The organism is Streptomyces sp. NPDC057307 (assembly GCF_042667665.1).
Classification (GTDB): Bacteria; Actinomycetota; Actinomycetes; order Streptomycetales; family Streptomycetaceae; genus Streptomyces.
Window position 1 is genome coordinate 1 of sequence record NZ_JBHUZM010000020.1, and the last position, 17,995, is coordinate 17,995.

At 70.3% G+C, this 17,995-nt stretch carries 17 protein-coding genes; 14 read left to right on the forward strand and 3 right to left on the reverse strand.

The genetic code is table 11. From position 1 onward, the window contains the following. Positions 1-47: 47 nt before the first annotated feature. Positions 48-554 carry a PLD nuclease N-terminal domain-containing protein gene (locus ACFUN8_RS10690; RefSeq protein WP_383634356.1) on the reverse strand — a complete coding sequence of 169 codons (507 nt, stop codon included), beginning with the start codon at positions 552-554 and terminating at the stop codon, positions 48-50. A gap of 84 nt (positions 555-638) precedes the next feature. On the opposite strand from ACFUN8_RS10690, the gene ACFUN8_RS10695 reads away from it, so the two are divergent. Together ACFUN8_RS10695 and mqnP are read left to right on the forward strand one after the other, a co-directional pair. Further along, positions 639-2,096 carry a menaquinone biosynthesis decarboxylase gene (locus ACFUN8_RS10695; protein WP_383634358.1) on the forward strand — a complete coding sequence of 486 codons (1,458 nt, stop codon included), beginning with the start codon at positions 639-641 and terminating at the stop codon, positions 2,094-2,096. Continuing rightward, entirely contained in the window at positions 2,093-3,055 is a 963-nt protein-coding gene (gene mqnP, locus ACFUN8_RS10700) for a menaquinone biosynthesis prenyltransferase MqnP (protein ID WP_383634360.1), read from the forward strand. Before ACFUN8_RS10695 ends, mqnP begins: the two co-directional genes overlap by 4 nt. Before the next feature lie 22 nt (positions 3,056-3,077). Here the strand turns inward: mqnP and ACFUN8_RS10705 are convergent, their stop codons facing one another. Next, complete coding sequence (locus ACFUN8_RS10705) at positions 3,078-3,683, reverse strand: rhomboid family intramembrane serine protease (protein ID WP_383634362.1); 606 nt, start codon at positions 3,681-3,683, stop codon at positions 3,078-3,080. A 93-nt stretch (positions 3,684-3,776) separates the two neighbouring features. On the opposite strand from ACFUN8_RS10705, the gene ACFUN8_RS10710 reads away from it, so the two are divergent. From ACFUN8_RS10710 to ACFUN8_RS10745, 8 genes are all read left to right on the forward strand, one after another. Next, a complete protein-coding gene (locus ACFUN8_RS10710) occupies positions 3,777-4,523 on the forward strand; it encodes a UbiX family flavin prenyltransferase (RefSeq protein WP_383634364.1) in 747 nt (248 codons plus the stop codon). Between the two features lie 105 nt (positions 4,524-4,628). Continuing rightward, positions 4,629-5,084: an Lrp/AsnC family transcriptional regulator gene (locus tag ACFUN8_RS10715; RefSeq protein ID WP_023539462.1), complete on the forward strand. Its 456-nt coding sequence runs from the start codon at positions 4,629-4,631 to the stop codon at positions 5,082-5,084. Between the two features lie 85 nt (positions 5,085-5,169). After that, on the forward strand, positions 5,170-6,333 hold the full coding sequence (gene mqnE, locus ACFUN8_RS10720; protein WP_383634476.1) for an aminofutalosine synthase MqnE: 1,164 nt from the start codon (positions 5,170-5,172) through the stop codon (positions 6,331-6,333). 105 nt (positions 6,334-6,438) lie between these two features. Then, on the forward strand, positions 6,439-6,972 hold the full coding sequence (locus tag ACFUN8_RS10725) for a GNAT family N-acetyltransferase (protein ID WP_383634367.1): 534 nt from the start codon (positions 6,439-6,441) through the stop codon (positions 6,970-6,972). A gap of 143 nt (positions 6,973-7,115) precedes the next feature. Then, positions 7,116-7,412 (forward strand): DUF4229 domain-containing protein, encoded by a 297-nt coding sequence (locus tag ACFUN8_RS10730; protein WP_383634369.1) that lies wholly within the window; start codon positions 7,116-7,118, stop codon positions 7,410-7,412. A 429-nt stretch (positions 7,413-7,841) separates the two neighbouring features. Continuing rightward, on the forward strand, positions 7,842-9,221 hold the full coding sequence (locus ACFUN8_RS10735) for a dicarboxylate/amino acid:cation symporter (RefSeq protein WP_383634371.1): 1,380 nt from the start codon (positions 7,842-7,844) through the stop codon (positions 9,219-9,221). Positions 9,222-9,384: 163 nt separating this feature from the next. Then, positions 9,385-10,032, forward strand: a complete 648-nt coding sequence (locus ACFUN8_RS10740; protein ID WP_383634478.1) for a TetR/AcrR family transcriptional regulator — start codon at positions 9,385-9,387, stop codon at positions 10,030-10,032. A 261-nt stretch (positions 10,033-10,293) separates the two neighbouring features. Then, the gene (locus ACFUN8_RS10745) at positions 10,294-12,195 is read left to right on the forward strand and encodes an AMP-dependent synthetase/ligase (protein ID WP_383634480.1); all 1,902 of its coding nucleotides are present in this window, start codon (positions 10,294-10,296) and stop codon (positions 12,193-12,195) included. A gap of 16 nt (positions 12,196-12,211) precedes the next feature. Here the strand turns inward: ACFUN8_RS10745 and ACFUN8_RS10750 are convergent, their stop codons facing one another. After that, positions 12,212-13,135, reverse strand: a complete 924-nt coding sequence (locus ACFUN8_RS10750) for a MurR/RpiR family transcriptional regulator (protein ID WP_383634373.1) — start codon at positions 13,133-13,135, stop codon at positions 12,212-12,214. A 109-nt stretch (positions 13,136-13,244) separates the two neighbouring features. Between ACFUN8_RS10750 and ACFUN8_RS10755 the strand changes: the two genes are divergently transcribed. Genes ACFUN8_RS10755 through ACFUN8_RS10770 form a run of 4 tightly spaced genes read left to right on the forward strand, consistent with a single transcriptional unit; the run spans position 13,245 to position 17,993 of the window. Then, on the forward strand, positions 13,245-14,507 hold the full coding sequence (locus tag ACFUN8_RS10755; protein ID WP_383634375.1) for a C45 family autoproteolytic acyltransferase/hydolase: 1,263 nt from the start codon (positions 13,245-13,247) through the stop codon (positions 14,505-14,507). Continuing rightward, entirely contained in the window at positions 14,504-16,198 is a 1,695-nt protein-coding gene (locus ACFUN8_RS10760) for an ABC transporter substrate-binding protein (protein WP_383634377.1), read from the forward strand. Before ACFUN8_RS10755 ends, ACFUN8_RS10760 begins: the two co-directional genes overlap by 4 nt. Positions 16,199-16,203: 5 nt before the next feature. Then, a complete protein-coding gene (locus ACFUN8_RS10765; RefSeq protein WP_383634379.1) occupies positions 16,204-17,151 on the forward strand; it encodes an ABC transporter permease in 948 nt (315 codons plus the stop codon). Continuing rightward, positions 17,148-17,993, forward strand: a complete 846-nt coding sequence (locus ACFUN8_RS10770; protein WP_383634381.1) for an ABC transporter permease — start codon at positions 17,148-17,150, stop codon at positions 17,991-17,993. Before ACFUN8_RS10765 ends, ACFUN8_RS10770 begins: the two co-directional genes overlap by 4 nt. Positions 17,994-17,995 lie beyond the last annotated feature (2 nt).

The window sequence follows — 17,995 nt, forward strand, 5'->3', positions numbered from 1 at the left end:
CCCGGACGACCGGGGGCGCGCCGCTGTCGTACGAGGCGTGAGGTGGCTCAGGCCGTCGGCCCCGCGGGCGGGACGTCGTCGGCGCTGCCGCCCTTCTCCTTCTCGCGGCGCTCGATCTCGGCCTCCCGGCGGCGCAGATCGGCCTCGCGCCGCTCCAGTTCGGCCAGCGCGTCCGCGGTCTTCGCGGTGTTCGCGTGGTCCGGGCGATCCGCGTGGTCCGCGGCCGGCGTCTCTTCCTTCTTCTCGCCGTCCTGAGCCGCCGCGTCCTTCGTGCCGTCCTTCTTGCCGTCCTTCTCAAGGGACTTGAGGAAGTCGGGGTTGTCGTCCGGCGCGACCCAGCCGCCCCGGCGGCCGCCCGCCGAGCCGATGCCGGCCGTGGGCTTCTTGCCCGCGATCAGCCAGGCGATCGAGCCGACCAGCGGGAAGAGCAGCACCAGAATGGCCCAGATGGGCTTGGGGATATGGCGGATGTCCTTCTCGTCGGTGGTGATGCAGTCGATGAAGGCATAGATGCTGAGAGCCAGCGGCACCAGAATCATCAGCACCCGAAGCATGGCGCCCCCTGGGAATGGAGATCGATTACGGGGCGGTGGCCCCGGTTACAGGTCCAGGGTAGCGAGTAGCAGATACTGGACGGCATGGCTTACGACGATCTTCGCTCTCTGCTCCGGGCGCTGGAGCGCGACGGCGACCTCAAGCGCATCAAGGCGGAGGTCGATCCGTATCTGGAAGTCGGCGAGATCGTCGACCGGGTGAACAAGGCCGGCGGGCCCGCGCTTCTCTTCGAGAACGTCAAGGGCTCCGACATGCCCCTGGCGATGAACGTGTACGGGACGGACCGCCGGCTCCTCAAGGCGCTCGGCCTCAAGTCGTACACGGACATCAGCGACAAGATCGGCGGGCTGCTCAAGCCCGAACTGCCGCAGGGTTTCGTGGGGGTGCGCGAGGCGTTCGGGAAGCTCGGCACCATGACGCATGTGCCGCCGAAGAAGGTGAAGCCCGGCAGCGCGCCCGTGCAGGAGGTCGTCCTCACCGGTGACGACGTGGATCTGGACCGGCTGCCCGCGCTGTTCACCTGGCCCGAGGACGGCGGATCCTTCTTCAACCTCGGTCTGACACACACCAAGCACCCGGAGACCGGCGTCCGTAACCTCGGGCTCTACCGGCTCCAGCGCCACGACAAGCGCACCATCGGCATGCACTGGCAGATCCACAAGGACAGCGCGAACCACTACCAGGTCGCCGCCAGGCGCGGTGAGCGGCTGCCCGTCGCGATCGCGTTCGGCTGTCCGCCCGCCGTGACGTACGCCTCCACCGCCCCGCTGCCCGGTGACATCGACGAGTACCTCTTCGCCGGCTTCGTACAGGGCAAGCGGATCGAGATGGTCGACTGCCGTACGGTGCCGCTCCAGGTGCCGGCCAACGCCGAGGTCGTCATCGAGGGCTGGCTGGAGCCGGGGGAGATGCTGCCGGAAGGGCCGTTCGGCGACCACACCGGCTTCTACACGCCGCAGGAGCCGTTCCCCGCGCTGACCATCGACTGCGTGACGATGCGCAAGCGCCCGCTGCTCCAGTCGATCGTGGTCGGCCGGCCGCCGACGGAGGACGGGCCGCTGGGGCGCGCGACGGAACGGTTCTTCCTGCCGCTGCTCAAGATCATCGTGCCCGACATCGTGAACTACCACCTGCCGGAGTCCGGCGGCTTCCACAACTGCGCCATCGTCTCGATCGACAAGAAGTACCCGAAGCACGCGCAGAAGGTGATGCACGCCATCTGGGGCGCCCACATGATGTCGCTCACCAAGCTGATCGTCGTCGTGGACGCCGACTGCGACGTCCACAATCTGCACGAGGTGTCCTGGCGGGCGCTGGGGAACACCGACTACTCGCGGGACCTGACGGTCGTGGAGGGCCCGGTCGACCACCTCGACCACTCCTCGTACCAGCAGTTCTGGGGTGGCAAGGCCGGTATCGACGCGACGCGCAAACTCCCCGAGGAGGGGTACACGCGGGACGGCGGCTGGCCGGAGATGGTCGAGTCCGACCCGGAGACCGCGGACCGGGTGACGAAGCGCTGGAGGGAGTACGGCCTGTGACCAGTGCCGCCGAGGGAGCCGACGGACTCGTCGGGCAGGGACGACAGGGGCGGCCGGGCCGCTCAGGGCCCGGACCCGCGCCGTCCGGCAGCAGGACGCGGGCGTTCCTGCGGCTCGTGATGATCGAGCACTCGGTCTTCGCGCTGCCGTTCGCGTACATCGCCGCGCTGACGGCCATGTTCCAGCTCGACAAGAACATCCACTGGGGCCGGCTGCTGCTCGTCACCATCGCCATGGTCGGCCTGCGGACCTTCGCGATGGCCTGCAACCGGATCATCGACCGCGAGATCGACGCCCGTAACCCCCGTACCGCGAACCGCGAGTTGGTGACCGGCGCGGTGTCGGTGCGCTCCGCGTGGACGGGCGCGCTCGTCGCCCTCGTGGTGTTCCTGGGCGCCGCCGCCCTGCTCAATCCGCTCTGTCTGGCGCTCGCTCCCGTCGCCGTGGTCCCGATGGTCGTCTATCCGTACGGGAAGCGCTTCACGAACTTCCCGCACGCCATCCTCGGCCTCGCCCAGGCCATGGGCCCGGTCGGCGCCTGGATCGCCGTCACCGGCGAGTGGTCGTGGGACGCCGTCATCCTCGGTCTGGCCGTCGGCATCTGGATCGGCGGCTTCGACCTGATCTTCGGCAGCCAGGACGTCGAGGCGGACCGCGCGCACGGTGTGAAGTCCGTCCCGGCGCGCTTCGGCATCCCGGCCGCGCTGTACGGCGCACGGGTCGCGCACGTCGTGACCACGGCCCTGCTGGTCTGGTACGCGCTGGCCACCGACGCCGGTCTGTTCTTCTGGGTCGGTCTGCTGATCGTCGCCGCCGCGTTCCTCTACGAGCACCAGGTCGTGAAGCCGAACGATCTGTCCCGTCTCAACCGGGCCTTCTTCACCGTGAACGGTTTCATCGGGATGGCGCTCTTCATCTGCGCGCTGCTCGACCTGCTCGTACGCGGCCTGACCGTCTGACGGACCGGAACGGTGGGCGCGGTCAGGATATGAGCGCGCCCGCCGGGACCCGGCGCTTGGGGCGGCGGAACATGAACGCCGCCAGCACCCCGCCGATCAGCCCGAAGAGATGCCCCTGCCAGCTCACCGACGGATTCGTCGGCAGGACGCCCCACAGCGCCGATCCGTACATCACCAGGACCAGCACGCCCACCACGATGTCCACCATGCTGCGGTTCGCGAAGCCGCGGACCAGCAGATAGCCGAGCAGCCCGAAGACCACGCCGGACGCCCCCGCCGTGACGGAGTTGTCCGCGGCGGTGAGCCAGACGCCCAGGCCGCCGACCACCATGATCGTGAGGACCACGCGCAGGAAGTGGCCTATGCCGCTGAGCGCCGCGAGGAAGCCGAGCACGAGCAACGGCAGGGCGTTGGACGCCAGATGGTCGAATCCGTGGTGCAGGAACGCCATCGGGATGACATCGCGCAGCTCGCCCAGATCGCGTGGGCTCAGCCCGTACGTCTCCAGCGCGCCCGTCGAGGTGTCCACGGCCTCCAGGATCCAGAGCAGCGCCAGCCAGCCCAGCATCAGCGCGGCCGCCGCCTTGATACGGCGCACCGCGTTCCTGTCGATGGATGAATCCGGCATGTCGCCCCCCAAGGGTTGTCGCGCTCCCATCCCTGGAACGCGCGAGGTACCGTCCCCGGTTCCTGCTTCCGTACGCCGGATAGGGTCGGACGCGTGAAACCCGGATCGGACCTCGATGACCAGCGGCACACCGAGCGGCCCACGGCGGGGCCCCGGCGGCCGTGGGTCGTCGGAGTCTCCGGCGCGTCGGGGACCCCGTACGCGGCGGCGGTGCTGCGCGGGCTGCTCGACGCCGACGAGAGCGTCGACCTGATCGTCAGCCGCGCCTCGCGCCTCACGCTGCTCGACGAGACGGGGATCTCCTTCCGTGACGCGCACTGGCGGGACGATCTGCGCACCTGGCTGGCCCGGGGCGCCGACGGGAAGCCGGACACCTTCGCCCCCGACGTGTCGGACGTACGGCACTGGGCCGCCGGTGATCTGGCGGCCGGGCCGTCCTCGGGGTCGTACCCGGTCAAGGGGATGCTGATCGTCCCCGCCTCCACGGCCTGCGTGGCGGGTGTCGCGCTCGGGCTGTCGAAGGACCTGCTGCAACGCGCGGCGAGCGTCACGCTCAAGGAGCGCCGCACACTGGTGGTCGCCGTCCGGGAGACCCCGTTGGGCGGCGGGACCCTCAAGCATCTGGTGAGCCTGGACGAGGCGGGCGCCGTCGTGCTGCCCGCGTCCCCGGGCTTCTACGCGGGGGCGACGCACATCCAGGACCTGGTGGACTTCGTCGCCGGGCGGGTGCTGGACGCGGCGAGGGTGCCGCACCGGTTGTACCGCCGCTGGGAGGGGGAGCTGGGCGGCGGCTCCCGTACGGGGCCGGATCCGGACCCCGAAGGACACCAGCCCCGCTAGTCCCGCGCGGAACCGGCTCATCGCCACACCGCCTCAGATCGCACACTGCCTTAGATTGCATACATCAACTTGCGAGATTGCTGAACAATGGAAGGCTTCAGGCATATGGACGCCGTGGATAGGCAGCTCATCCAGGCCCTCAGGGAGAACGGCAGAGCCTCGTACGCCGAGCTCGGCCGGCTCGTCGGGCTCTCCGGGCCCAGCGTCACCGACCGCATCAACCGGCTGGAGGCCGCAGGCGTCATCATCGGCTACCGCGCCACCGTCGACTCGGCCTCGCTCGGTCTCGGTGTCACCGCGCTGATCGGCATCTCGCTCTCCGACGCCGCCGACCACGAGGACGTCGCGCACCGATTGCGCGGTCTGAGCGAGATCGAGGACTGCTGGTTCATCGCCGGCGACGACTCGTACATGCTCAAGGTCCGCGCGGGCGACGTCGACGGTCTGGAGAAGACGATCCGCCGCCTCGGCAGTACGAAGGGCGTCTCGCGGACCCGTACGACCATCGTGCTCTCCACGAAGTGGGAGAACCGGGTCGGCGAACTTCCCGACGAAACGTAGGCGTACGGTTGGTGGAGCCTGATAACCGGGCGTCCGGCGGACAAATGGCACACACAGTGGGAGGCGCCGCATGACTGCATCTGTCATGGATGTGGGGCTCAAGCGCGAGCTGGAGGAGAAGGTCAGGGCCGGTGAGCGGCTGACCCGTGAGGACGGCATCGCCCTCTACGAGTCGGACGACCTGGCCTGGCTGGGCGGTCTCGCGCACGAGGTGCGGACGCGCAAGAACGGTGACGTCGTCCACTTCAACGTCAACCGTCACCTCAACATGACGAACGTGTGCACCGCGTCGTGCGCCTACTGCTCGTTCCAGCGCAAGCCGGGCGAGAAGGACGCGTACACGATGCGCATCGAGGAGGCCGTCCGCCTCGCGAACGCGATGCGCGGCGAGAGCCTCACCGAGCTGCACATCGTCAACGGGCTCCACCCGACGCTCCCTTGGCGTTACTACCCGCGCTCGCTCAAGGCGCTCAAAGAGGCGCTGCCGGAGGTCTCGCTCAAGGCGTTCACGGCCACCGAGATCCACCACTTCGAGACGATCTCCGGACTGACGGCCAGTGAGATCCTCGACGAGCTGATCGACGCCGGGCTCGAATCGCTGACGGGCGGTGGCGCCGAGATCTTCGACTGGGAGGTCAGGCAGCACATCGTCGACCACCGCACGCACTGGGAAGACTGGTCGCGCATCCACCGGCTCGCGCACGAGAAGGGTCTCAAGACCCCGTGCACGATGCTGTACGGCCACATCGAGGAGCCCAGGCACCGGGTCGACCACGTCCTGCGGCTGCGTGAACTCCAGGACGAGACCGGCGGGTTCCAGGTCTTCATCCCGCTGCGCTACCAGCACGACTTCGTCGACATGCAGGACGGCAAGGTCCGTAACCGCCTCCAGGCGCGTACGACGATGGCCACCGGCGCCGAGGCGCTGAAGACCTTCGCCGTCTCCCGGCTGCTGTTCGACAACGTCCCGCATGTGAAGGTCTTCTGGGTGATGCACGGTGTGCAGACCGCCCAACTCGCGCTCCAGCACGGCGCGGACGACATGGACGGCTCGGTCGTCGAGTACAAGATCACGCACGACGCCGACAACTACGGCACGCCGAACAAGCTCGGCCGTGAGGATCTGCTCGACCTGATCCGCGACGCCGGTTTCCGGCCCGTCGAACGCAACACGCGCTACGAGATCATCAAGGAGTACCCGGGCCCCGACGCGGACCGGCGCGAGACGCCGCAGCCGATGCGGCTCTGATCCTCCGGTACGTTCCCGTTGAGTGGCCCCAGCTCGCCGAGCTGGGGCTTCTCGCGTTCTGGACCGGGGTTGAGCGCATGGGCGAGTAATGGTTACCGTTGCGAAATGCCGCTTACGTTCATCCTGGACCCGCCCGTCGACCCGGCGCTGCGCGACGGCGTCGTCACGCTCTGGACGGACGTCTCCGACGCGGGCGGCGCCGTCGGCTTCGTACCCCCGGCGAATCCGGACGACGTACGCGCCGAGCTGGTCAAGCACCTGGTGGCGATGGCCGAGGGGCGGACCCGGCTGCTCGTCGGGTACGACGAGGAGGGCGCCGTGGCCGCCACGGCCTTCCTCACGTTCAACACCCACCGGCTGATGCGGCACTGGCTCTGGCTGTACACGGTGATGGTCCACCCGCGGCACCAGGGCAGGGGATACGGCCGCGACCTGATGGCCGCGACGGCCGACGCCGCCCGCGGCATCGACGGCATCGAGGCGATACGGCTCACCTGCCGGGGCGGCACGGGGGTGGACCGCTTCTACGAGTCGTGCGGCTACAAGGAGGTCGGCCGGGTGCCGGACGCGATACGGGTGGCACCCGGCGACGACCGCGACGACATCACGATGCTGCTGCCGCTGCACCGGGTCCCTTGAACCGAGTGCCGTGAGCCGAGTGCCTTGAACCGAGTGCCCTGAGCGGTAACCCCCTTATATGGGACGCCGGACGGCGTGCTTCACTGGATGCCGTACGCCGGACGCGTACGGCACCACGAGGAGCACGAGGAGAGAGGGCCGCTGTGACCGCCGCCAGAACGAGCGCCACGATTCGCTACACCGCGATGCGCCTGGGCATCTTCGTCGGGTCCTTCGTCGTCGTCGCCGCCCTGGTCCAGTTCGGCGCGCTGCCCAAGGGGCTCGGCGACTCCAACTTCATCTGGGTGCTGCTGCTCGCGCTGGTCGTCTCCGCGCCGCTCAGCTTCATCCTGCTGCGCAAGCAGCGCGACGAGATGTCCGCGCAGCTCGTCGGCAAGGTCGACTCCGCGAAGGCCAGGCTGGAGGCGAACCGTACGCAGGAGGACGGCGCGACCCAGTAGGACGCGCCCCTGTCCCCTATGGGCGCCATAAGCACCGCGTAAGTTTCGTCACACCCGTACGCCGGCCCGTACCCCGGTCCGTCCCGCCCCAGCCGCTCACGCGCTGGGGCGTCGGTGTTCCAGGGGCAGTTGGCGGCTCTCCGCGCGGCCCTCCGTGTGGCGATACCTCAAAGCAGACCTTTGAGTATCCCAAAGTCCCGGTGTTAATGTACTGGGCATGAAGACATCAGTGCGCCCTCTTGCCGTGAGCGTCCCGCTCGTGGCGCGCCTGCATGTCGATCTCTGCCGCTGCATGTCCGCGGTCTGTTGCGGCTCTCGCTGATCCGAGCCCGCTTCATGCGGCGGCGCCCCTTCTGACGCACGGGCGCCGCACCCCCCAGTTCCACCCCCTCGTCCCCGTACCTCCGTATGCCCAACTGGAGTGTGTCCGTGTCCGCGAATTCCGAGCCCGCCACCACCGGCAAGGCCGACCAGGCCGACAAGCCGGCCGGTTCAGGCCCAGGTCTCTCCATACCCAAGGTCCCGTTCTGGGCCCAGATCGTCGCCGGTCTCGTACTCGGCGTCCTGCTCGGCTGGCTCGCCCGCAGCCAGGACATCAACTGGCTCTACACCACGCTCGACAAGATCGGCAGCATCTTCGTCCAACTGCTGAAGCTGGCCGTCGCCCCGCTGGTCTTCTTCGCGATCCTGGTGTCGATCACCAACCTCCGCAAGGTCAACAACGCCGCCAAACTGGCCTCGCGCACGCTGCTCTGGTTCCTGATCACCTCGCTGATCGCCGTCGTCATCGGCATCGTGATCGGCCTGATCACCAACCCGGGGTCCGGCACCGGCCTCACCCCGAAGGACGGCCAGAAGCCCGAGGGTTCGGGCTCCTGGATCGACTTCCTGACCGGCATCGTGCCGACGGACGTCATCACCCCGTTCACCGAACTCAACGTCCTCCAGATCGTCTTCATGGCCGCCGTCGCCGGTATCGCCGCGCTCAAGCTCGGTGACCGTGCCGCGCCGATCCTGGCGCTCAGCGAGTCCGTGCTCGAACTGCTCCAGAAGGCCCTGTGGTGGGTCATCCGGCTCGCCCCGATCGGCACCGTCGGCCTCATCGGCTACGCCATCGCGGACTACGGCTGGGACCTGATCGGCGACTACGCGACCTTCACCGCCGACGTGTACATCGGCTGCGCCCTGGTCCTCTTCGGCGTCTACCCGCTGCTGCTCGCGACGGTCGCCAAGGTCAGCCCGATCCAGTTCTTCAAGGGCGCCTGGCCCGCGATCCAGCTGGCCTTCGTCTCCCGCTCCTCGGTCGGCACGATGCCCGTCACCCAGCGGGTGACCGAGCGCCTCGGCGTGCCGAAGGAGTACACGAGCTTCGCCGTCCCGTTCGGCGCCACCACCAAGATGGACGGCTGCGCGGCGATCTACCCGTCGCTGGCGGCGATCTTCATCGCGGAGATCTTCGACGTCCAACTCGGCATCCAGGACTACCTGTTGATCGCCTTCGTCTCGGTGGTCGGTTCGGCGGCCACGGCCGGTCTCACCGGTGCGACGGTCATGCTGACCCTGACCCTCTCCACGCTGGGTCTGCCGCTGGAGGGTGTGGGTCTGCTGATGGCGATCGACCCGATCCTGGACATGATGCGTACGGCGACGAACGTCGCGGGCCAGGCCCTGGTCCCGGTCATCGTCGCGGCCCGGGAGAAGATCCTGGACCACGACAAGTACAACTCGGCGTCGGCGAACCCGATCGACGAGCCGGACCCGGAGCCCGAGCCCAGCGACCGCAAGACCGGGGTCCCGGTCGCCGCGTGACGCGGTGACGGACCACGAGTTACGCCCTGGCGGCGCCCCCGGCCCTTTCGGCCGGGGGCGCCGCCGCGTCTTCCCCGCTGACCGTAGGCTTACCCGGGTTCGGGGGGACGTGGGGTGGGAGGACGACCAGGTGGGTTCCGCAGGCGTGGGGAAGATCAAACGGATGCCGCGCGAGGTGCGTGAGCGGCAGATGATGGACGCCGCGGTGGCGACCTTCGGGCGGCGGGGATACCGGGCGGCCTCGATGGACGAGATCGCCGAACTGGCCGGTGTCTCCAAGCCGTTGGTCTATCTGTATCTGAACTCCAAGGAGGACCTGTTCACCGCGTGCATCCGCCGCGAGGCCGGCGCGCTCCTCGCGGCCGTACGCGCCGGTGTCGTGGAGCCGGGCCTCGCGCCGGACGAGCAACTGTGGGCCGGGCTCACCGCGTTCTTCGCGCATACGGCGGAGCACCCCGACGCCTGGTCGGTGCTGCACCGGCAGGCCCGTACGCACGGGGAGTCGTTCGCCGCCGAAGTGGGCTCGATGCGGGAGGAGTTGATCGCCCTGGTGACCGGTCTGCTGAGGGACGCGGGCCGCGCGTCGCCCGCCTCGCCGGATCTGGCCGACCTCGGTGACCGGGACGTCGTCGGGGTCGCGCAGGCGCTCGTCGGCGCCGCCGAGGCGCTGGCCGGCTGGGCGAACGAGACGCCGGACGTCTCGGCCAAGGAGGCCGCGTCGACGCTGATGAACTTCGCGTGGACGGGGCTGGGGAGGCTGCTGGACGGCGAACGTTGGCCGGCGGGCAACTCGGCCGCCATGCGGCGGTAGTCGGCCGGGGGAGGCGGTGGCGGCGTCGCCGCCTTGATTTCGCGGGCCGCTCCGGATTTACTCTGGCCGGGCCGGAGCCTCCCGCTCCGTGCAGAGATGAGGGAACAGCGCGTGTCCGGAGACGTACCCGCCGATGGCGCCGGGTCCCAGCCATGGCAGGTGCCCGCGCCGCCGCCCGCGCGGACGCCGCCCACCGAGACCGCGCCGGAGCCGCCGTCCGCGCCGGAGCCACCGCCCGAGCGGGAGCCGTCGCGCACGACCGTGCCGCCGGGGCCGCTGTCCGCGCCGCCGGGTCTCGCGCAGGTCGAGCCCGAGAAGCTGTGGGTGGACGGAGTCGTACGACAGGTCTCCGTACCGCCCCTCGTGCCGCCCGCCCCGGACGGCTCCCTCGCCGACATCCCCTTCGACAACGCGCGGGACGCCCCGGACGAGGCCGTCCTCAGCCGTAAAGAGGCCGACGGGCGCTGGCGGGACGTCACCGCCGCCGCGTTCGCCGACGAGGTCCGCTCCGTCGCCAAGGGGCTGATCGCCGAGGGGCTGCGGCCCGGTGACCGGCTCGCGATCATGGCCCGTACGACCTACGAGTGGACGCTCCTGGACTTCGCGGCCTGGGCCGCCGGCCTGGTCACCGTCCCCGTCTACCCCACCTCCTCCGCCTTCCAGACGCGCTGGATCCTCCAGGACTCCGGCGCCGTCGCCTGCGCGGTCGAGAGCAGGGAACAGGCCCGGCTGATCAGCCACGAGCGCAGGCAACTGCCGGACCTGGCCCACCTCTGGACCTTCGACACCGGCGCCGTCGACGCGCTGCGCGCGGCCGGCGCCGAGGTCCCCGACGCGGAGCTGGAGGCGCGGCGCGCCGCGCTCTCGCCCGCGTCCCTCGCGACGCTCGTCTACACCTCCGGCACCACGGGAAGCCCGAAGGGCTGCGTCCTCACGCACGCCAACTTCTTCGCGGAGGTGGACAATTGCATCGAACTGCTCCACCCCGTCTTCAAGTCGGTGAGCAAGGAGCCCGCGTCCACGCTGCTCTTCCTGCCGCTCTCCCATGTCTTCGGACGCATGGTCGCGGTGGGCTGTCTGCGCGCGCGGGTACGGCTCGGGCACGCGCCGTCGCTGCGCACCGACGACCTCATAGCCGATCTCGCCGGCTTCCGGCCGACCTTCCTGCTGGCCATCCCGTACGTCCTGGAGAAGGTCTTCAACACCGGCCGCGCCACCGCCGAGAAGATGGGCCGCGCCGCCTCCTTCGACCGCGCCGCGAGGATCGCCCGCCGGTACGGGCTGGCCGTCGAGGCCGCCACCGCCGGTACGGGCCCCGGCCCCGGGCTGCCCCTCAGGGCCGCCCGCGCGCTCTACGACCCGCTGGTCTACCGGCGCATCCGCGCCGCCCTCGGCGGCAAGGTCGTGCAGGCCATCTGCGGCGGCTCCCCGCTGGGGCGCCCCCTCGCCGCCTTCTACGCGGGCGCGGGAATCACGATCTTCGAGGGGTACGGCCTGACGGAGACCACGGCCGCCGCCACGGTGACGCCCCCGCTCAAACCCCGGCTGGGCACGGTCGGCTGGCCGCTGCCCGGCACCTCCGTACGGATCGCCGACGACGGCGAGGTGCTGCTGCGCGGCGGCCAAGTGTTCACCGGGTACTGGGACATGGAGCGCGGCGAGCCCGTACCGGCCCTGGACGAGGGCTGGTTCGCGACCGGGGACCTCGGCGCGCTGGACGACGACGGCTATCTCACCATCACCGGCCGCAAGAAGGACATCATCATCACCTCGGCCGGCAAGAACGTCGCCCCGGCCCCGCTGGAGGACTGGCTGCGCGCCCACCCGCTGATCGGCCAGTGCCTGGTGCTCGGCGACAACCGCCCGTACGTCACGGCCCTGATCACCCTGGAGCCGGAAGGGCTCGCGCACTGGCGCCAGATGAGGAAGAAGGAGCACCTGACGCGGGACGAGCTGGTCACGGACGAGGACCTGCTCTCCGCGCTGCAACGGGCGGTCGACGAGGCCAACCGGCTGGTGTCCAGGGCCGAGTCGATCCGCCGCTTCCGCGTGCTGCCCGTCTCCTTCACGGAGGCGAGCGGGCAGCTGACACCGTCGCTCAAGGTGCGACGGACGGCGGTCGTGGCGGACTTCGCGGCGGAGATCGACGAGTTGTACAGCTGACTGACGACTCCCGGCTTCAGCCCTTTCGGCGCGGCGCCAGCAACTGCTCGCGCAGCGCCGTCAGTTGATGGGACGACTCGACCGCGCGCGTCTCGTCCAGCGTGGTGAGCGCCAGCAGCAGCACGTCCGCCACCACCAGCCCCGTCAGGGACTCCGCCGTGATGCCGGTCGGTGTGTGCGGCGCGGTGAGGACCGACTCCACCCGGCTCGCGAAGGTCTCGCCCAACTCGTCCGTCACCAGGACGACTTTGGCCCCGACCGCTCTGGCCCGCTCCACCAGGACCGTCAGCTCTATCAGTTCGCGCCCCGGCTGGAAGATCACCACCGCGTCCCCCTGGCCCACCGCCAGCAGCGCGTCCGCCAGGGCGAAGCCCGTCTCGCCGACGAAGCGGGCCCGGCGGCCGATCCGGCCCAGTGCCAACGCCAGGTGCCGGGCCGCCAGTTCGGAGGCGGCGACGCCGTAGCAGAACACCTCGCGCGCCGGGGCGAGCGCGGCCACCGCGCGGCGCAGCGCGGCCGGTTCGGTGAGTCGGCCGCCATGGTCGACACGGTCCCGGGCCTCGGCGAAGACATCGCGCCAGATGGTGTCCAGGTCCCCGCCGACATGGTCGATGCGCTGCTTGAGCCGTACCTCCGGGGCGACCGTCGCCGTGAAGTCGGCGGCCAGCTCGCGCTTGAGGGCGGGCAGTCCCGCGTAGCCGAGGCGCTGGAGGGCCCGGACGACGGTCGCGTTGCTCGTGCCGCTCGCGGTGCCCAGCTCCTGGGCGCCGGCGAAGAGCAACTGCTCGACCGGGGCGCTGGCCAGATACTGCGCGACCGCCCGCTCGGACGCCGACAGCTCCTCCCACTGGTCGCGCACGGCGGCCCGCAGCCGGGTCACGCCGGCGCCCGAGGGCCCCGGCTCCGGGCCCGCCGGCTGTCCAGATTCTGGAATCTCCATTACACCCATTGACTTCCCTGTCTCCGCCGTTACTCTCCTGGGCAACGCATTCCAAGAGGAACGTTCCCTGAAATCGACGTTACAGGATCGTTCCGTCGCGAGGAGAACAATGGCACCCCGCTCCCTTCCGGTCATCGAGATCTCCGGCTCACCGCGCGAGCGCGGCCAGCAGTACGGCGAGGCCGTACGTCCCCAACTGCACGCCGCGCTCGGCTACTACGCGGAAGCCTTCGGCCAGTCCGCCGGTCTCACCTGGGACCGCGTCACCGCACGCGCCGAGCGCTGGCTCGACCCCGTCGACGCCTACGCCCCCGACCTCGTCGAGGAGATGCGCGGCATCGCCGACGGCGCGGGCGTGAGCCTGCTCGACGTCCTCGCGCTCAACGCCCGCGGCGAGGTCATCTACGACAAGTCGTTCGCCTCGATGAGCGACGGAAGCCCGGCCGCGGACGAGACCCCCGACGAGGCACCCGACGGCTGCACGTCCTTCGCCGCGTACGGCGCCGCCAGCGGCGACGGGCACGTCTACGCCGGTCAGAACTGGGACTGGCGCGCGGGCGTCGCCGACACCGTCGTCATGCTGCGGATCGTCCAGCCGCCCAAACCCACCCTGATCATGCAGGTCGAGGCCGGACAGGTCGGCCGCCAGGGCGCCAACTCGGCCGGGATCGCGCTCAACGCGAACGGACTCGGCGGCCGGTTCGACGACACGGTGGGGCTGCTCCAGACCGTCGTACGCCGCTCCGTGCTCGACCAGCCCACCATCACCGACGCCCTCGAAGTCCTCTGCGGCACCCGCGCCCACATCGCCAGCAACGCGCTGCTCACCTGCCGCGAGGGCTTCGCCATCGACCTGGAGACCACGCCCGGCGGGCACGGCTGGCTCTACCCCACCGACGGGCTGCTCGTGCACGGCAACCACTACCAGGCGGGCGTCCCCGCCGCCCTCGCCGCGGGCTACCGCCCCATGTCGTCCGACTCCCTCGTCCGCGTCCCGCGCGCCGAGGAAGGGCTGCGCCGGCTGCGCGGCTCCACCGGGCCCGACGAGTCCCGCAAGCTGATCAAACAGGCGATGTCCGACCACCTCGGACTCCCCGAATCCCTGTGCACGCACCCCGACCCCAGGCAGCCGCGGCTCAAGCACTGGGCCACCCTCGTCTCCTCCTGCGTCGACCTGACCAGCGGTGACTACCACGTCACCGCCGGTACTCCCTGCGACCGGGACTACCAGCACATGCCCTGGAACGTGTACGACGGTCCGTATGGCGACCGCCCGTACGACCCCGCGCACGCGACCGGCGACGGCAAGACCGGCGACGGCGGGAACGACTTTCCGCACCACGCGATGTCCACCACAGGAGCCCAGCGATGAGAAGCACGCGCACCACCGTCGTCACGGCCGGCCTGGCCGTCGCGACCCTGCTCGCCGCCGGCTGTAGCGGCGCGGACCAGACCAGCACCGGCGGCGAGACCGCCGACGCCGCCTCCCTCACGCTGTCGGCGACCACCCCCGCCGCGAAGGGCGGCCTCACCGAGGCCAACTGGCTCCTGGAGGACGAGCCCGACTCCCTCGACCTCGACACCCAGGGCACCAGCGCGGGCCGGGTCGTCCTCACCAACGTCTGCGAACGGCTCTACCAGCTCCAGCCCGACATGTCGGTGAAGCCGCTGCTCGCCGAGAAGGCCGCGACCCCCGACGACCGCACGCTCGTCCTCACCCTCCGCGACGGCGTCACCTTCCACGACGGCACGACCATGACCGCCGACGACGTCCTGTACAGCCTGAAGCGGCACGCCGACCCGGACATGGAGCAGAGCGACGAGTTCGGCAACGTCAAGGCCATGACCAAGAGCGGCGACCGCGAGATCACCGTCACCTTCAAGCAGCCCGACGCCCTCTTCACCAAGGCACTCGCCGGTGACGCGGGCCTCGTCTGGAACAAGAAGCAGGTGGAGAAGTCCGGCGAGGACTTCGGTACGCCGGGTCAGCCCGACGCCTGCTCGGGGCCGTACGAACTCGCGAGCTGGAGCTCCGGCGACTCGATCATCATCCACAGCTACGACGACTACTGGGGCAAGAAGGCGCTCACCGACAAGGTCGTCTTCCGCTGGGCCTCCGACAGCGCGCTCGTCAACGCCGTGACGACCGGCGCCGCCGACGGCGCGTACACCGAGTCGCCCAACACCGCCTCCGCCCTGCGCGGCAAGAAGGGCATCGACCAGTACTACGGCCCCTCCACCGCCTCGCTCGTACTCATCCCGACCGAGCGCGGCGGCCTGAAGAACGAGGCCGTCCGCCAGGCACTCTCCCTCGCGATCGACCGCGCCGGCATCGCCAAGTCCGGTTACGGCGGCCTCGTCCAGCCCTGGGCGACGCCCGTCGGCGCCGGCGCCTGGGGGTACGAGAAGCCCGCCTTCGAAGCCGCCCAGAAGGAGATCACGAACGCGCCCGGGAGCCCGTCCGCCGACGACCTGACCCGCGCCAAGAAGCTGGTCGACGAGTCGGGCGTGAACAAGGCCGAGCCGATCGTCATCGGCACCGACGCCAGCCAGGGCCGTACGGTCGTCGCCAACGCGACCCGCTCCGCGCTCCAGCGGATCGGCCTCAAGGGGCAGATCAAGACCGTGCCGACGGCGCAGTTCGAGCAGTTCTACAGCGACCCGCAGATCCGCTCGGAGATCGACGTCCTCGTCGGTGACTGGTACATCTCCAAGTCCGACCCGATGGGCTTCTACGACAACGGGCTCTCCGACTCCTCCAACAACTGGGTCGGCTTCAAGGACGCGACGTACGACACGCAGGTGAAGAAGGCCCTCGGCACGCTGGACGACGCCGAACGCGCCGAACTGGCCATAGAAGTGCAGCGGAGGTTCACCGACGCCGCCGTCTGGATCTCCGTCGCGCAGGTCCCGTCCGTGCTGGTGCTGGGCGACAAACTGACCGGGCCCCCCGCCTCCATGGCGTACCTCTACTACCCGTGGGCCGCCGAACTGGGCACCAAGAGCGCCGACAGCGCGGCCGGCACCGGTACGACCGACGGCACCGGCACCGGGAAGGGCTGACCGCCATGCTCGCCCGAATATCCCGGCGCCTCGCGGGCCTCCTCGCCACCCTCTTCGCCGCCTCGTTCGTGATCTTCGCCGCCGTGTACGCGGCCCCCGGCGACCCGGCCGTCTTCCTGGCCGGCGGCCGCGACAAACTGACCCCGGAGAAGCTCGAACTGGTCCGGCAGCAGTACCACTTGGACGAGCCGCTGGCCGAGCAGTACGGCCGCTGGCTCTGGGACGGCGTCCATCTCGACCTCGGCCGGTCCTTCAAATACAGCGACCAGGTGGCCGACCTGCTGGCCGCCCGGCTCCCCACCACCCTCGCGCTGGTGGCGTACGCGACCGTCCTCTTCGTCGTCATCGGCGTCGGGGCCGGTGTGCTCGCCGCCGTCCGGCGCGGCAGCTGGGTCGACTCGACGGTCGTCGGCGGTACGACGCTCGCCGCGTCCGTCCCGTCCTTCGTCTCCGCCATCGCGCTCGTGGCGCTGTTCGGCGTCCAGCTCGGCTGGTTCCCCGTCACCGGCGGCGGCGAGGGCTTCGGCGGGACGCTGCACCATCTGACCCTGCCCGCCGTCTCCCTGGCACTCGGCGCGCTCGCGCTGATCAGCCGGGTCACCCGGCAGGCGATGGTCGACGCGGGCACCGCCGACCATGTGGAGGTGGCGCGCGCGTCGGGGCTGCCCGAACGCGACATCGTCCGCGGACACGTCCTGCGCAACGCGCTCGGCCCCATCGTCACCATGTGCGGCCTCGTCATGGCGGGCATGCTCGCCGGCACCGTCGTCGTGGAGACGGCCTTCGGCATCAGCGGCATCGGCTCGCTGCTCGTCGGCGCCATCAACACCCACGACTTCCCGGTCGCCCAGGCAGTCCTGCTGCTGATGGTCACCGGCTACATCGTGGTCACCACCCTGGTCGACCTCGTCCATCCGCTGCTCGACCCACGAGTGAAGGAGCGTGCGGCATGACGGCGCCGGCCCTCGCCCCCGTCGGCGGGACCCGGTCCCGCGGCTCCCTCGGTGCACGCGTCGCGGGCGGGTTCCTCGTCCTCGTCGTCCTGGCCGCCGTCCTGGCGCCGCTCATCGCGCCGTACGCCCCCGACGCCATCGACCTCTCCGCGTCACTGGTCGGCACCTCCGGCGACCATCTGCTCGGCACCGACTCCTCGGGCCAGGACCTGCTCTCACGGGTGCTGCACGGGGCGCGTACGAGCCTGATCGCGCCGGTCCTGCTGCTGGCCATCGCGGCACTGCTCGGCGTCACCCTCGGCACGCTCGCCGCCTGGCGCGGCGGCTGGGTGGACACGCTCGTCTCCCGGATCACGGACGTCATGTACGCGTTCCCCGGCCTGCTGTTCACCGTCCTGATCATCGCCGTCTTCGGCGCCGGGATGACCACGTCCGTGCTGGCGCTGGGCCTCGCCTACACACCCACCGTCGCCAAATACACCCGGTCCGTGGCGCTCGCGGAGCGCCGTAAGCCCTACATCGACGCCTACCGGGTGCAGGGCATGGGCGGCGCGCGGATCTGCGCGCTGCACCTCGTACCCAATCTGGGGCGCTCCATCGTCGGGTATCTCGTCGTCCTCTTCGGCGAGGCCCTGATGTCCCTGGCGACCCTGTCCTACCTCGGCTTCGGGGCCCAACCGCCCAGCTCCGACTGGGGGTTGATGGTCCAGGAGGGCCAGGCCGCCGTCGTCCAGGGCGCGCTGCTCCCGGCGCTCGTGCCGGGCCTGGCCATCGCCCTCGTCGTGGTCTCCTTCAACGTCGTCGGGGTGCGGGCCGCCGACCGACTCGGCAGCGGGAGGTAACC

Coding starts and splice junctions, on each gene's coding strand:
- ACFUN8_RS10690 (WP_383634356.1), bottom strand. CDS start 554: ATGCTTCGGGTGCTGATGATTCTGGTGCCGCTGGCTCTCAGCATCTAT.
- ACFUN8_RS10695 (WP_383634358.1), top strand. CDS start 639: ATGGCTTACGACGATCTTCGCTCTCTGCTCCGGGCGCTGGAGCGCGAC.
- ACFUN8_RS10705 (WP_383634362.1), bottom strand. CDS start 3,683: ATGCCGGATTCATCCATCGACAGGAACGCGGTGCGCCGTATCAAGGCG.
- ACFUN8_RS10715 (WP_023539462.1), top strand. CDS start 4,629: ATGGACGCCGTGGATAGGCAGCTCATCCAGGCCCTCAGGGAGAACGGC.
- mqnE (WP_383634476.1), top strand. CDS start 5,170: ATGGATGTGGGGCTCAAGCGCGAGCTGGAGGAGAAGGTCAGGGCCGGT.
- ACFUN8_RS10725 (WP_383634367.1), top strand. CDS start 6,439: ATGCCGCTTACGTTCATCCTGGACCCGCCCGTCGACCCGGCGCTGCGC.
- ACFUN8_RS10740 (WP_383634478.1), top strand. CDS start 9,385: ATGCCGCGCGAGGTGCGTGAGCGGCAGATGATGGACGCCGCGGTGGCG.
- ACFUN8_RS10750 (WP_383634373.1), bottom strand. CDS start 13,135: ATGGAGATTCCAGAATCTGGACAGCCGGCGGGCCCGGAGCCGGGGCCC.
- ACFUN8_RS10755 (WP_383634375.1), top strand. CDS start 13,245: ATGGCACCCCGCTCCCTTCCGGTCATCGAGATCTCCGGCTCACCGCGC.
- ACFUN8_RS10760 (WP_383634377.1), top strand. CDS start 14,504: ATGAGAAGCACGCGCACCACCGTCGTCACGGCCGGCCTGGCCGTCGCG.
- ACFUN8_RS10765 (WP_383634379.1), top strand. CDS start 16,204: ATGCTCGCCCGAATATCCCGGCGCCTCGCGGGCCTCCTCGCCACCCTC.
- ACFUN8_RS10770 (WP_383634381.1), top strand. CDS start 17,148: ATGACGGCGCCGGCCCTCGCCCCCGTCGGCGGGACCCGGTCCCGCGGC.